Consider the following 13,084-nt stretch of genomic DNA (forward strand, 5'->3'; position numbering starts at 1 on the left):
TGTTCTGTTTCAATGAAAAGAGTCGCTCTCTTGTCATAAGTAAAATATTTGTCGTTAGATAAGCGTTGTAGCCAAGTGCTGCTGAATGTGTTTCGTCATACTCTCAATTTTTTGTTGCACAATTTCACCGCTTGCCGCTGTCCCTTCAATCGTGAAGAAGTGAACGTTATTCAATCCAATTGCGGCTAACACTTGCGTCATGTAAGGGGTAAAGAAATCGGGTTGATACGCCTGTTCACCCGAGAATACCCCGCCCGATGAGATTAGGATATAAACCGGTTTATCGTTTAGTAATGGATGTTTTCCTGCTGATGTAAGCTCAAATGTTTTACCCGCTCGTACCACATGATCAATCCAGCATTTCAGCCCAGAGGGTAAAGAGTAATTATGCATAGGGGAGGCAATGATCACCATATCGGCCGCTTCAAGTGACGCGATCAATTGGTTGGATGTTGATAAGCTACCAACGGTTTGGTCATATTGTCCATCTGGTGTACATAAAGCACTCGCATAGTCAGCATCAATGTGAGGAAGCTTGGTCACATCAACTTCATCCACCTCCACCGTAGAGGACTTTGCAAGTTGCTTCACTATGCCCTGCACTAAAATATAGCTGGAAGATTGATGTTGCTTCGGGCTGCTATTAACTAATAAAACGTTCATGTGATCTCTCTCGAACTTCAAGAATAATTACCGTTATTAATGTGTGCATGATACAAATAGATATGGCTCACAATAAGAGCCATAAATTAACTATTTTTATGGGCCATAATGTAATGAATAATCCACTCGTCAAGCAATTGGCATACAAGCAAGTATATCAACGTATTCACACGGCGATCTTGCAAGGCATTTTAAAACCTGGCCAACGTATTCCAGCCGCTCGGACCTTAGCCAAAGAAATGGGCGTGGCCAGAGGAACCGTTGAAGAAGGTTATGCACTGCTTAAAGCGGAGGGCTATATAGAATCAAAAGGCCAAGCCGGCACCGTAGTGAGTACCAAGTTACTTGACCCTTCTCGAGCCAAAAAAATCAACATTCGCGATCGCAAGCCTGGCTTCTCATCTGAAATAGAAATATCAGATGTATTACCATTTCAACTAGGGATCCCTGCTTTAGACGCTTTCCCACGTCAAACATGGTCTAGAATGGCCGCTCGATGTGCGAGAAATATGAATGTCGATGATTTGGCTTATCCATCAGTTTACGGTGATCCACAACTCAGGATCGCTATCGCACAATATCTACAACTGTCTCGTGGTGTTCAATGTCAACCGACTCAGGTTTTTATTACCTCAGGATATGTTCACTCAATTAACTGGATCACAAAAGTACTGTTACCACCTCAGTCAGAGATTGGTATAGAAGATCCAGGCTATCCATTGACTCGGCATGTATTAACCAATAATCAGTTTCATCCAGTCCCAATTCCCGTTGATAAAGACGGCCTACATCTTCCAGAACAAAGTAAGGTGGCGGCGGTTATTGTCACCCCTACACATCAAAGTCCAACTTGCGTATCGCTCTCATTACAACGCCGACAAGCGCTATTAGATTGGGCAGTGACGCAACAAAGCTGGATCATTGAAGATGACTATGATGGTGAATATCGCCATGCTGGTCCCCCTCTACCTGCTTTAAAAAGTTTGGATACTCAAGATCGGGTTATTTATTCTGGTACTTTTAGTAAAGTTTTATTTCCCAGTTTACGGATCGCTTATATTGTGGTGCCGGCCAGTCAGGTTTCAGCTTTTGAACAGTGCTCCGAATTGTATGCAGGCAACGTCTCTACTTTGACGCAGAGATCCGTTCTTTCTTTTATGCAAGAAGGACACCTTGCTCGTCACATCCAACGAATGAGAAAACTCTATCGGGAGCGCAGAGAATTAACGGCAGATGTTTTTAATCGGATATTGGGCGATAAGATCACCATCGAGCCACAACTGGGTGGTATGCACATGATAGTAAAATTAAACGATCCCAATACCGATGATGCCGCGTTATCACATAAAATAATGCAAGCCGGACTCTTCTCGCATGGCTTATCACAATGGTCATCCCGACCCGTTCATCCGAGCTTAATTTTAAGCTTCACCAATATTAAAAGCGAACAAGAATGCCAGCAATTAGCGTATCGATTAAAAGACATAATTAACCAATGAGCCCTCAGTCGAAGATGCTACTAATATCGCTGAAATACAGGGTCTAAGCTGCCTTAAACAAATGGTGCGAATGGATCTGCTGAGCGCATAATACTCTCGAAGTCGGCTTTAGGCGGATAAATCAGTTGGTTGGTAATCGAAAGCTTCAATTTTTTGGCTTCCTCTTTAATTAATTGCACTTTTTGTTCCCAACCTTCGGTGTACACCGCTCCCCAAGAACCAAGATCTAAACAAGTAACATAAGCTTCTTGACGATAAGGTAATTTCTCACAACCAAGTAAACTGGCTGCGACATTATTACTCGCGAACTTGCCCATTAAAATTGCATGCTGACAACTCATTAACGCATGGTTTCCTTTATCATCCGTCGCGGCATAAGCAACATCACCGGTTGCATAAATATTCGTCACACCTTCGACTTCCAACGTCGAGGAAACATTCAATCGCCCTTGGGGTCCTTGTTGTTCAAATACATTCGTCAGCTCATTTGCTTTAACACCAGCCGTCCAAATAACAGTATCAGATAGTATTTTTTCGCCCGAGGAAAGTCGTAACCCGTCTTGTGTTATTTCATCAATTTGGGTATTGAGCTTCCAAGTAATCCCCACTTCATCACTCGCTTGTTTAATGACCTGTTGCAACTCTTGACTATAATTTGCCCCGATCTGCGCAGAACGTTCAACAACAATAATATCAATGGGTTGATCTTCACCAAGCTGAGATTTTAACCTTGCAGGTAATTCGGTCGCAATTTCAATTCCCGTAAAACCGCCACCACAGACGACGACTGTATTACGAGCACCAGAATAAGGTTTATTGGATAAATTATTGAGGTGATCTTCAAGTACCGTCGCGCTTTCAATTTGATCCAGATCGAAAGCATATTCTTGTATACCTTTCACCATCGCAGTATTGAGATTTGAACCAGCCGCAAGCACCAGTTTGTCATAGGATTGAGTCTGTAAAGCACCCTGATCATCAATATATTCAATACATTGATCTTCTGTTTGAATAGCTTGTACCGTCGCTATCTGAAATTGAATCCCCATCGCACCAAACACGGGCATTAATGGTGACACTAATGAACGTACCTTTGATTCATAAAAACGAGGTCGAACACGCAACTCAGCTTTCGGCGCCATAACGGTAATTGAAATATCATCGCAAGCTTGTAATTTGACGAGTCTTGCTGCACTTAACGCAGCCCACATACCGGCGAAACCAGCACCAATAATGACAATATTTTTTTTCATGTTGAATAACCTTATGTGTGTTTCTATTAGCAATTTCGGTGAGCTTACCTCAAAATGCATACTGCGACAAATTTATTCGCAGTTTATTTTTTAACGTTATTTGCTTATGATGGTTAATTATAAGGTTTGAGCGTTTCACGATAATTTAACGGCAGAGAGAGACAAATGGCTTTTTATAGCTCAGGTGTAGAATATGGTATTCATTGCTTAGTCAATATGATTGATGAGCAAGGCATCGCACAAATAATGACGGTAAGAGAGGCGGCGAAATTACAAGGAGTTCCCTATGATTATCTTGGAAAGATTTTTACTAAACTAGCAAAAGCAGGATTAGTCGAAAGTAGTGAAGGCCGTAAGGGGGGTTATAAATTAGCTCGCTCATCTGCCAGCATTAGTGTTTTAGATATTGTTGTTGCTATAGATGGCAATAAAGCAACGTTTGAGTGTAAGGAAATTCGTCAACGAATGGATATTTTTACCGACGATAAACCTGACTGGGCCTGCCAAGGTATGTGCGGTATTCACACAGTGATGCAACAAGCTCAACAAAAAATGGACGAGGAGTTAGCGAGTCATTCCATTCTACAACTCGCACAACAACTCCACTCTAAATCACATGATACCTATGATATTGAAGTAAAAGCATGGTTTGAATCGCAGCGAAATAAAACAAAGCCAGCCTAGTGGGTTAATCCGGCAACACAATTAACCCAAGTTGCTCGAGTAATTGTTCTTGTTGCCAGCAACATATTTTCACCCCAGTGAGATCCACTTTACGCGGATCTAACCCCTCTAATTCACAATGACTCAAATTACAGTCTTGCAGTTGTACTTGAGACCAAAAATCTTGCGTAAATGATCCTCGGCTGAGATCGGAGCCTTTTAAAGACGCGCCTTGAAGGTGTGTCCCTGCCCATTTATTTTCGAATAAATCGCACTTCTCTAAACATTGGCGTTCAAAATTGACATACGACAAATTGCATCCGGTAATGTAAGCGGAACAAAAATACATCTTCTGGCTAATTTGATTGCTAAAGTTCGCGCGCATAAAGTTGGCCCCTTTTAGATCGCAATCTCGAAACTCGATCCCAAAGCAATTGGCATGACTAAAATTGGCCATCGAAAGTTGGCAGTTTTTAAATGAGGCATCGCGTAAATCGGCAAGGTTAAAATGGCAGCCTTCGATCTCGCCTTGCTCAATGAAGATGCAATCCACAAACTGGGTATCTCGTAAGTTGGTTTTACTAAAGCTACAATGGATGAACTTATCGCGGTTATAATACGATCCACTCAAGTCTTGATTAGAAAAATCAACGCGATCAAATACTTCATATTTTTCAGTCATAAAGAGTCCTTATTGAATACTTGGCAGGGTAACACCATTTCTCTGGATATCAATAAAAATAAATCATTTAAAAACAACACTTTAAAATCCTTTGAATTGCCAATTTAAGCCACTAAATCAGCACTGTAAGGTCACTGTTTTTTTATAATCGCTGACGGCCATGTAAAAAATAGTTTGGGTGGATTTCGGGTGCATTAGGCAATAATAAGATCGGTAAGTATCGTCATGTGAAAAACCTAAGCTTCATCATCGCTTCAGTAACCAATTAGAACTTGCATTAATCCTTTTTAAACCTCGCGTCATAAGGTGAGAGTTCATGCCCATCCGATTGAGTTAGCATGGTATAGAGCTCTGGTCTGCGCCCTCGGATCCACCTTCTACCAGTGCACATTTCGAGTTGTTTGGCTTGTAAATCAGTAATGACTATATCGTCTTCAATGCTATCTGTTTGTGCCAGAATTTCACCATACGGACTGAGGATCATCGCATTTCCAGTTCTTATTTCATCCATATCTAACCCAACGCCATTACTGAATATAACAAACATACCATTATCATGAGCTCGAGCTGGTAGCCATCGAAGCAACCACTCACGGCCTTTTCTACCTTGCATCTCTGCTCGCAGCAATTCTGGTTCTTGATGTCGGTTATGCCATAAATCCAAGTTTATTCGCCCCATCGCATTAGGGCTTCTAGAATGACAGCCGCCAGTTTGATGTGGTGCAATTAATATATCGGCGCCCATTAATGCGGTGATCCGGACATTTTCCACTAAATTATTATCCCAACAAATGAGGATCCCGACCTTACAGCCATGTGGTGTATCAAATACGGTATAGTCACTGCCACTGCTCATATAAGGGCTGACAAAAGTGTGTAATTTTCGATGCTTTTCTAAACGTCCATCGGGCATCGCAAATAGATAAGTATTATATAAATGACCTTGCGCATCTTTTTCAATAATACCCGCCCCAATACTCACGCCATATTGCTTAGATAAAGAGATAAGTACTTGTACGCTTTTCCCGTTAGGAACCAACTCCGAAAGAGAATCAATCTGCTCTTTATTTAAAGCTGATACATGCCAGTAGCCAGTGATACACATTTCAGGGAAAACGATAATTTTAGCGCCAGATCCAGCCCCTTGTTTCACAAACTGCTCAATGACAGATAAATTATAATTTTTATCTCCCGCTTTATGATTAAACTGTATTGACGCCACTCGAATGTCTTTCATTTTGCTACCTCGTTATCATCATTGGAAGATGAAGACTTTAAGCCAACCAATTCATTCCGTATAATGAAAAAAATTCCACATTTGATGAGGGTTAGGAATGGAAATTGATCAGCTACAGGCCTTTCATCAACTTTCAAAAGATAAAAATTATCGGGTGGCAGCTGAGCATCTTTTCATTACTCAATCCGCTTTAACCAAGAAAATTAAACGGCTAGAAAATCAGATGGGTGTCGTCTTGTTCGAAAGAGGACGAGGGGGTGCAGAATTAAGCCAAGCAGGAAAAGTACTCTTGCCTGATGCTATACGCATGATGACTCAGTTTGAAGAGTTTCAACGGCTCACGCAACGTGTTTCGAAAGGTACTGAAGGCAGATTAAATATTGGCTTCGGGATCTCCACATATTCCGTCGCTCCGCGATTTATCTCCGAGTTCAAAAGCCAATATCCAAATGTTGATATCACATTAAATGACATGCCTTCTTACTCTCAAGTTGACGCGCTATTAAGTGGTGATATTCAGCTTAGTTTTAATCGTATACAACACATTACGCCACCACTTAAATCACTGACATTATTTTCCGATAAATTAGCCATAGCACTACCTAAAAACACCATAATTGATCCTAATAATATCTGGCAGTCACTAGCACAAATAAACTACCTACAGCTCAATCCCAGCCGAGGTATGGGGCTCAATCAACAAATTCAAAAATATTTCAGTATGGAGAATTCATTTCCCCCTGTAATACAAGAATCCAATGATATTCTGACGTTACTTGCACTAGTGTCAGCCGGATTAGGCTACACAATTATTCCAGCAAGTGCACAAATCATCTGCCAACCAAATATTAAATTGATTGAGATCTTATCTCCGAGTGCATGTTGGGACATAGGCTTAATCTGGAACACGGAAAATGAAGATAATCTACGGCTAAAATTCGTCGATTTAGTCCGTAAACTGTCGATTTAAAAAGGGCTGAACAATAATGTTACTTGGATTAAAAACAGCCAAACCCTTGATATCACCAAGTATCTAATTCAGTAATTTTTAGCGTCATCAGTTGTTTTTGCCATTGGCTTTTATCAATGCCTTCTACCCAAACCACTTTTGATTGACGTGTTTCGCCTTTACGAAGATAAGTCTCTGGCATGCGCTTGATGGCTTGCCATACCTGCAATTCTTGTTGTTGCAGTTTAACGCCTTGGTCATTATAAAAATCAGCATTAATTAATACCGTGACCATGCTATCGCTGCTTGTACTGGCCAAGTTGAACGTTAACCCTAGCTTATCGCCATCCCACTGGGTCTTGGCTAATGAAACCGCAATACCATTTTTTGCCGTTTGACCGAGTAAAGATGGATTAGCCATCGCTTGAGTGGTTAAGCTTTCCTTGGTCACGCTTGAGGATGTTGCCGCCACCTTAGCACTTGCAGCCCCAGCGACTGGAGCGGCAATCACGCTGGTTTGAGTCTTATTTTTTGACGACACAGGCTCTTTTTTAGTTAAAACATATTCCCAAGTAAAGTCATCCTTTAGCACCACTTGCGCGCCATTATCCAGCGTAAATGTGCCGACTTGAGTCGTATTGGCGCTGGCCGACAATGGAACCATGCATAAAATAAGACTGCTACTCACAGCAAGTAAACTGGTTGAAAATCGTTTTAACATAACATTAATCTCAAAAAATAATGGTGGTGATATCTAGGCTTAACCGACCGCTTTCACGGGGCTACAGTAATCTATAATCACTTGATTACCTTCTACCTGAACGAGTTGAATATCGCCGTCTATGATCACACGATTTTGCAAATATACCAACTGTGGTGCGTGACCCGATTGGTGTTTTAAAGAAGGGACAATATTGTGAGGTTGCAAATCTAAGATCTGACAAAATTTGGCGATAAAGCTTAATGTTAAAGGCTCTCGTTTGCGCAGTAAGTCGGAAAACTCCACCACGCTGATCCCCAAACGTTTTGCCATATCCATTTGGGTTAAGTGACGCTTGGCTTTATGTGTCATCCATACTTGATATAAAACTTCTCTGTCATCTTCAGTAAACTGCATTTCAACTCCATTGATTGGTCACACTAATATTGGTTTCAGTATCTAGAAGTTTACCGAATGGGATGTCATTCAAACGTCAAATTTGCCCCATCGTTTTTATCTATGCTGTGTGTTCAAATCAATGGCTTTGCTGGGCTGCAACTAATTTGGCTTCGCTTCTTGCTTGTAACCATACTCCGCTGGCTTTCATCAAATAGCCGAATACACCACCAATAAGTAGCGATGGAATAACCAGTTGCCAATTACCGTTAGCGGCAAAAGTGGCACATGCGCCAATGAAAGTACCTGGGATAAAGCTCAGCCAAGATTTTTGCGCTTGAATACACATAAAGAATGACACGATGCCCGTTAGCATATAGCCAATAATTTCACTGCCAAACCATTGTGAACCATAAATAATCAATAACGCCCAACCAATCCCAGTTAAGTTAGTCAGTAAACTAATAGCAAGCCCTTTAACCCCTTGGGTAGGAGAAGCAAAATAACTGGTACAACCCAAAAAGCCCGCCCAAGAAAGCAAACCGAGAGAAACCGCTACCCAGCCCCATACTCCAGAAAGCAGACCTGTGGTTAATGAAATTGCGAAAAGTGTCGACATAAACAAGCCTCGTGCCGATCGATATTCTATTCAGAACACCAACCTCTATTAATTCAAGCTTGTATAATAATTAACCATAGACAGGAATAAAAGATTTAGATCACATAATTAATGCAACAAAAGCCACTATTACATCGAAATGATAACGCAAGCGATTAACTTATCTCGCTTGCGTGATGAAGAAAGAGAAAGAGGGGAAATCAAACCAACTTACGCCGCTCCCATTGGGTAATAAACACAATCGACATCATCATAATGGCCGCGCCAACCCATAAATTACCCGTTGGAACCCAGCCAAACACCAACCAACCTAAAAAGACATTAAACGGTAATTTGGCTAAATCAAACGGCTGCACAAATGACGCATCCGCGACGGCATAAGCTTTTACAATCGCCCATTGCGCCAACGCGGTCATTGCTCCTGCGCCAATAAGTAACAGCCATACATTCCATCCAATTGGGGTTGACCACTCCGGCAGCGCTAAAAAGAGATTAAATGGGGTTAATAGCACCAATAGATACACCACCATGGTTGAAGGTGAATCGTTGACCGACATTTTCTTTACCATTAATGAATAACAGGCCCAGAAAAATGCCGCACCAACTGGCAGTAAAGTCGCCCAAGTAAAGGAGTCTGACCAAGGCTCTAGAATGATCATCGCGCCAACAAATCCGGCTAAAGTTGCCAGCCAACGTGCCCAACCGACTTTCTCTTTTAAGATCAATCCCGAGCCAACCGTAGCAAATAACGGCGACGTCATTAATAGTGCGATCCCTTGCCAAATCGGCACGGGATATGCCAACGCCCAAAACCACAGTTGAATACCAATTACCGATAAAAACACACGCACTGCATGCCACCAAAAATGTTTGGTGTATAACGACTTACGAATACCCAAGGTTTTTAAATACGGCAGGATCGCCACCAGCGCAATCGCGTATTGCAGTAACGCAACCGTAGTAGATGGCAGTGAAAACGTAATACTGATGTATTGAGCAATGCTGTTCACAATAGCGAAAGATAAACCCGCGATCAGCATCCAAGAAGCGCCAAGCGCCGGCGAGTGTTTAGGCATGGTAAAAATGTCTCATCAAAAGAGGAAATAACAAAGGCAGGAATGATAAAGCGATGCCGTTCTAATTACTATCGAAATCCCTGTCTTTGAAATGATAGAGCCGGTATTTATTTTTGTAATAATCCTAAAATCTGCAAGGTCACTGCTCATTAAACCAAGTTGGTACCATCACATTAAGCGAACGTGGTTGAACATTAATCGTGAGCTTATTACTTTCATACAACTCACCATCAATCACATACTTAAAAACTTCATCGCTTGATACCATCACTTGTTTGGCTTGTTTATGCACAAACCCCATAGGCTCTGCTGTGGGCAAAAAATTTGATAGTGCCAATTCTGATAAAGACAGTAAACGCCCTGTCACACTCTCATTGCTTGGCAGGTAGGTAATATCCAAAATACCATCTTGCAGATCTGGTTCTCCGCCACCTTGAGCCAGTAAAGTAGTAAATGGCGCAGCATTGGCGATCACTAAACTGCTCATTTCTACGTTTTTTTGACTTTCACCATCCAGTGTCAAATCAAGCGTAAGAGTATTGTTATTTGAAATAGCGCCCCATAAACCTTTTAGATAGGCCATTTGACCATCGTTATTTTTTTCTTCTCGTTCGGCAAATTCAATCATTTGTTGCTCAAAGCCAACGCCGGCCACCAACAAGATCAGATCCTCATTACAACTGGCGCTATCAATTTGGGTGATCTCACCGTCTAAAATTGCGCCACACGCGGTTTCAACCGGAATGATTTTATTTTCAATCCCATATAGAACGTGACATAACGCATTCGCAGTACCCAGCGGCAAAATTCCCAGCACAATATCAGTATGAATAATTTGGCTCGCCACTTCGGTGACAGTACCGTCGCCGCCCCCTGCAATGATCATCTGAGCATTGGCTTGAATGGCTTGTTTTGCCAATTGTGTTGCCGAAATATCTGGCGTGGTTTCGCGTATTTCGACATGATATTTGGCGGTTATTTTCTCTAGAATTTCATCTTTATAAGTTGCCCACTTTCCGCCACCAGAAACAGGATTGACGATCATCCACACCGTTTTATCAGCAACCAATGCGTTCTCATTATGCAGTTGTTGTAACATTGTCATTTGCTCCTTATTGAGATTGGCAGTGTTGCGGATGTTTTTGATCTTTTTCATCACTTCATCGATACTTAATTGCGGATAGCGACGCAGTAAATAGGCCGCTAAAACAAAGACCGACCGACCGCGCCCTAACGCACAATGCACCACCACTTTTCGAGAACTGGCCAGTTGCACATCCATCCAGTCTAATGCTTTTAATAACTGACGTTTAGAAGGCACTTTATGATCCAATACTGGAAGATTAAAATAATGAAAATCTTTTTCAGCTTTGCGACTTTCTAGGCCATGAAACTCGGCCGTCATATCTAAAATGCTGCTAATTCCTTGCGCTTTAAGCTCATCCAAATCTTTAGAAAATAATCGACGTGCTAAATACAATTGCGGATCAATACGTTGGATCGGCGCAACCGAATCGTGATGGCGGGCCCAATAGTTATAATAGTGCACTCCAATCAAAAATGGCGCTAACACTAATTGAATACCATTGGGGATCACGCCATTGGGCTTTTTGCGAAACAGATGGGGAAAATTACACAAATAGGCAATGCTGACGACTGACAAAGATAAAGCTATCCATGCTAACGGCAGCGACAACCAAAAATTAGGGCACAGCAATGCAAGAAGATAAAAGAAAACACTTGCTGCGATATAGTATTTAGTGACAAACATTGATCATCCTTTCAAAAGCTTATCCTTAATGTTACCTACTCACAATAAATTACAGTGGGTAAACAACGCTCTAATACACTACAACATAAATGCAGATCAACATCCAATTTTGTGCGTTATTTCAGCAATCAAATGATGCTTGAGAAAGCAGATTTCATCTTTTGTACAATTAACCATCAAGGCAAAATTTCTAATTGTAACTAGACTTAAGAATTAGACATTGGGCTTTGCCAACCGAGATAAAGTTTGATAGGTTGGAAGTAGATTAATTAGGTAACCGGCCTTAAATGATTTAAGGCTCTTCAACAGAAGGTATTGTGTATGAAAGTAAATATCCAAACGCATCATGTCACTATTGGCGACGAATCTCGTGCTGACATTGAAAGTAAATTCAATAAAATATCTTCACATTTCCCCGACTTAATTAGCTGCGATATCATCATCACCAAGCAGCATAATGAGCACCACGTAGAAACGTTCTCAAACTATGAAGGTGTGCGCATTTCAGCTAAAGCGGAAGACAAAGTGATGTATCCTGCGATTGCTGCAGCGGTTAAGAAATTGGAAACTGGGCTTAAAAACCGTAAAGGTCAATTAAAATCGGAACTGCATTCAACCCCAACCAGTACCAAACCAGAGATTGCTTCTGATATTATCCAAGAAATGAAGCTCGTCGATTAATTCAACAACCCTATCGTTATAAAAACAAAACCGAGCTCTCAAGGCTCGGTTTTTTTGATCTTAAATCATGAAGAATACATTTTTCTACCCTATCAATATTGAATAGGTATTAACGATTATTTTTTCATTAAGTTTTTTAGATCGGCAAAAGGGTTATGTGTTGCCGATTGATGCTCATCTTCCGTCGGGGTTGAATCTGAACCGTATAAGTCATGTTCTAAATATTTAGAATGCTCATGATCGTGGCAATACAAACACAATAACTCCCAGTTACTGCCATCTTCTGGGTTATTAGTATGGTCATGATCTTTATGATGAACTGTCAATTCACGCAAATTTGAATACACGAACTCGCGTGCACAGTTGCCACATACCCACGGATACAATTTTAATGCTTTCTCGCGGTAACCACTCTCTTGACGTGCATAGGTCGCACTACTGCCATAAAAATCTGAAGCCATGTTTTTTTCCTATCAAATAGACTCGCTTAAGCCTATCATAAATCTTAACCGTGGTTGATTGTTCTCAATCTTATCAACTCTTAATTTATCCAAAATGTCGGCTTTACAGTGTAAATTCTTTATTTCTCTATGACACAATAACAATCAGAGCAAGATATCTTAGCGATAAGAGCAAAGATACTCAAAACGAAGCAAATTGATACGGAGATAGCATGACATGAACGAAACACCCGATGCACCTATCTCCGACGCTCTTAAACTGCATAGCCTTGATCGTTTTATTGCTAATAAGTACTTATAATACTTGGGTAATCCTCCCATTTCTAACTGTTGTTAAAAGTAGAAGTTAAGCGACCATCAATGGTGGTCTACCACCATTGGCTTTATGAGGCCGTTCATTATTATAAAACCAAAGCCAATTGGTTGCATAGTCT

General features: G+C 41.1%; 14 protein-coding genes. 4 read left to right on the forward strand and 10 right to left on the reverse strand.

The window, feature by feature from the left end:
* Positions 1-54 precede the first annotated feature (54 nt).
* Positions 55-663 carry an FMN-dependent NADH-azoreductase gene (locus HC723_RS11385; protein ID WP_190339164.1) on the reverse strand — a complete coding sequence of 203 codons (609 nt, stop codon included), beginning with the start codon at positions 661-663 and terminating at the stop codon, positions 55-57.
* A 113-nt stretch (positions 664-776) separates the two neighbouring features.
* Between HC723_RS11385 and pdxR the strand changes: the two genes are divergently transcribed.
* Complete coding sequence (pdxR, locus tag HC723_RS11390; protein WP_190339165.1) at positions 777-2,162, forward strand: MocR-like pyridoxine biosynthesis transcription factor PdxR; 1,386 nt, start codon at positions 777-779, stop codon at positions 2,160-2,162.
* Between the two features lie 53 nt (positions 2,163-2,215).
* On the opposite strand, the gene HC723_RS11395 is transcribed toward pdxR, so the two are convergent.
* Positions 2,216-3,415, reverse strand: a complete 1,200-nt coding sequence (locus HC723_RS11395) for an NAD(P)/FAD-dependent oxidoreductase (RefSeq protein ID WP_190339166.1) — start codon at positions 3,413-3,415, stop codon at positions 2,216-2,218.
* A 165-nt stretch (positions 3,416-3,580) separates the two neighbouring features.
* Between HC723_RS11395 and HC723_RS11400 the strand changes: the two genes are divergently transcribed.
* Positions 3,581-4,099, forward strand: coding sequence for an RrF2 family transcriptional regulator (locus HC723_RS11400; protein ID WP_190339167.1), 519 nt, complete (start codon positions 3,581-3,583; stop codon positions 4,097-4,099).
* A gap of 4 nt (positions 4,100-4,103) precedes the next feature.
* Here HC723_RS11400 and HC723_RS11405 read toward each other — a convergent pair whose 3' ends face one another.
* Both HC723_RS11405 and HC723_RS11410 read right to left on the reverse strand, forming a co-directional pair.
* Positions 4,104-4,760 carry a Qnr family pentapeptide repeat protein gene (locus tag HC723_RS11405; RefSeq protein ID WP_190339168.1) on the reverse strand — a complete coding sequence of 219 codons (657 nt, stop codon included), beginning with the start codon at positions 4,758-4,760 and terminating at the stop codon, positions 4,104-4,106.
* A gap of 277 nt (positions 4,761-5,037) precedes the next feature.
* On the reverse strand, positions 5,038-5,997 hold the full coding sequence (locus HC723_RS11410; RefSeq protein ID WP_190339169.1) for a nitrilase family protein: 960 nt from the start codon (positions 5,995-5,997) through the stop codon (positions 5,038-5,040).
* Between the two features lie 97 nt (positions 5,998-6,094).
* Between HC723_RS11410 and HC723_RS11415 the strand changes: the two genes are divergently transcribed.
* On the forward strand, positions 6,095-6,967 hold the full coding sequence (locus tag HC723_RS11415; RefSeq protein WP_190339170.1) for a LysR family transcriptional regulator: 873 nt from the start codon (positions 6,095-6,097) through the stop codon (positions 6,965-6,967).
* A 52-nt stretch (positions 6,968-7,019) separates the two neighbouring features.
* Here HC723_RS11415 and HC723_RS11420 read toward each other — a convergent pair whose 3' ends face one another.
* The 5 genes from HC723_RS11420 to HC723_RS11440 all read right to left on the reverse strand — a co-directional run bounded on the left by HC723_RS11420 (position 7,020) and on the right by HC723_RS11440 (position 11,508).
* Complete coding sequence (locus tag HC723_RS11420; RefSeq protein WP_190339171.1) at positions 7,020-7,667, reverse strand: DUF3157 family protein; 648 nt, start codon at positions 7,665-7,667, stop codon at positions 7,020-7,022.
* Between the two features lie 39 nt (positions 7,668-7,706).
* Positions 7,707-8,063, reverse strand: a complete 357-nt coding sequence (locus HC723_RS11425; RefSeq protein ID WP_190339172.1) for a helix-turn-helix domain-containing protein — start codon at positions 8,061-8,063, stop codon at positions 7,707-7,709.
* A gap of 118 nt (positions 8,064-8,181) precedes the next feature.
* Entirely contained in the window at positions 8,182-8,661 is a 480-nt protein-coding gene (locus HC723_RS11430; protein ID WP_153448246.1) for a DUF1097 domain-containing protein, read from the reverse strand.
* 200 nt (positions 8,662-8,861) lie between these two features.
* Positions 8,862-9,737: a DMT family transporter gene (locus HC723_RS11435; protein WP_153448245.1), complete on the reverse strand. Its 876-nt coding sequence runs from the start codon at positions 9,735-9,737 to the stop codon at positions 8,862-8,864.
* 139 nt (positions 9,738-9,876) lie between these two features.
* Positions 9,877-11,508, reverse strand: coding sequence for a diacylglycerol kinase family protein (locus tag HC723_RS11440; RefSeq protein ID WP_190339173.1), 1,632 nt, complete (start codon positions 11,506-11,508; stop codon positions 9,877-9,879).
* Positions 11,509-11,829: 321 nt separating this feature from the next.
* On the opposite strand from HC723_RS11440, the gene hpf reads away from it, so the two are divergent.
* Positions 11,830-12,189 (forward strand): ribosome hibernation-promoting factor, HPF/YfiA family, encoded by a 360-nt coding sequence (gene hpf, locus HC723_RS11445; RefSeq protein WP_153448243.1) that lies wholly within the window; start codon positions 11,830-11,832, stop codon positions 12,187-12,189.
* A gap of 116 nt (positions 12,190-12,305) precedes the next feature.
* Here the strand turns inward: hpf and HC723_RS11450 are convergent, their stop codons facing one another.
* Entirely contained in the window at positions 12,306-12,650 is a 345-nt protein-coding gene (locus HC723_RS11450; RefSeq protein ID WP_153448242.1) for a YajD family HNH nuclease, read from the reverse strand.
* Positions 12,651-13,084 lie beyond the last annotated feature (434 nt).

The organism is Vibrio sp. S11_S32 (assembly GCF_014694465.1).
GTDB lineage: Bacteria > Pseudomonadota > Gammaproteobacteria > Enterobacterales > Vibrionaceae > Vibrio > Vibrio algicola.

Excerpts from the sequence above, each read along its gene's own strand:
- HC723_RS11385 (WP_190339164.1), bottom strand. The coding sequence starts at position 663 with ATGAACGTTTTATTAGTTAATAGCAGCCCGAAGCAACATCAATCTTCC.
- pdxR (WP_190339165.1), top strand. The coding sequence starts at position 777 with ATGAATAATCCACTCGTCAAGCAATTGGCATACAAGCAAGTATATCAA.
- HC723_RS11395 (WP_190339166.1), bottom strand. The coding sequence starts at position 3,415 with ATGAAAAAAAATATTGTCATTATTGGTGCTGGTTTCGCCGGTATGTGG.
- HC723_RS11400 (WP_190339167.1), top strand. The coding sequence starts at position 3,581 with ATGGCTTTTTATAGCTCAGGTGTAGAATATGGTATTCATTGCTTAGTC.
- HC723_RS11405 (WP_190339168.1), bottom strand. The coding sequence starts at position 4,760 with ATGACTGAAAAATATGAAGTATTTGATCGCGTTGATTTTTCTAATCAA.
- HC723_RS11410 (WP_190339169.1), bottom strand. The coding sequence starts at position 5,997 with ATGAAAGACATTCGAGTGGCGTCAATACAGTTTAATCATAAAGCGGGA.
- HC723_RS11415 (WP_190339170.1), top strand. The coding sequence starts at position 6,095 with ATGGAAATTGATCAGCTACAGGCCTTTCATCAACTTTCAAAAGATAAA.
- HC723_RS11420 (WP_190339171.1), bottom strand. The coding sequence starts at position 7,667 with ATGTTAAAACGATTTTCAACCAGTTTACTTGCTGTGAGTAGCAGTCTT.
- HC723_RS11425 (WP_190339172.1), bottom strand. The coding sequence starts at position 8,063 with ATGCAGTTTACTGAAGATGACAGAGAAGTTTTATATCAAGTATGGATG.
- HC723_RS11430 (WP_153448246.1), bottom strand. The coding sequence starts at position 8,661 with ATGTCGACACTTTTCGCAATTTCATTAACCACAGGTCTGCTTTCTGGA.
- HC723_RS11435 (WP_153448245.1), bottom strand. The coding sequence starts at position 9,737 with ATGCCTAAACACTCGCCGGCGCTTGGCGCTTCTTGGATGCTGATCGCG.
- HC723_RS11440 (WP_190339173.1), bottom strand. The coding sequence starts at position 11,508 with ATGTTTGTCACTAAATACTATATCGCAGCAAGTGTTTTCTTTTATCTT.
- hpf (WP_153448243.1), top strand. The coding sequence starts at position 11,830 with ATGAAAGTAAATATCCAAACGCATCATGTCACTATTGGCGACGAATCT.
- HC723_RS11450 (WP_153448242.1), bottom strand. The coding sequence starts at position 12,650 with ATGGCTTCAGATTTTTATGGCAGTAGTGCGACCTATGCACGTCAAGAG.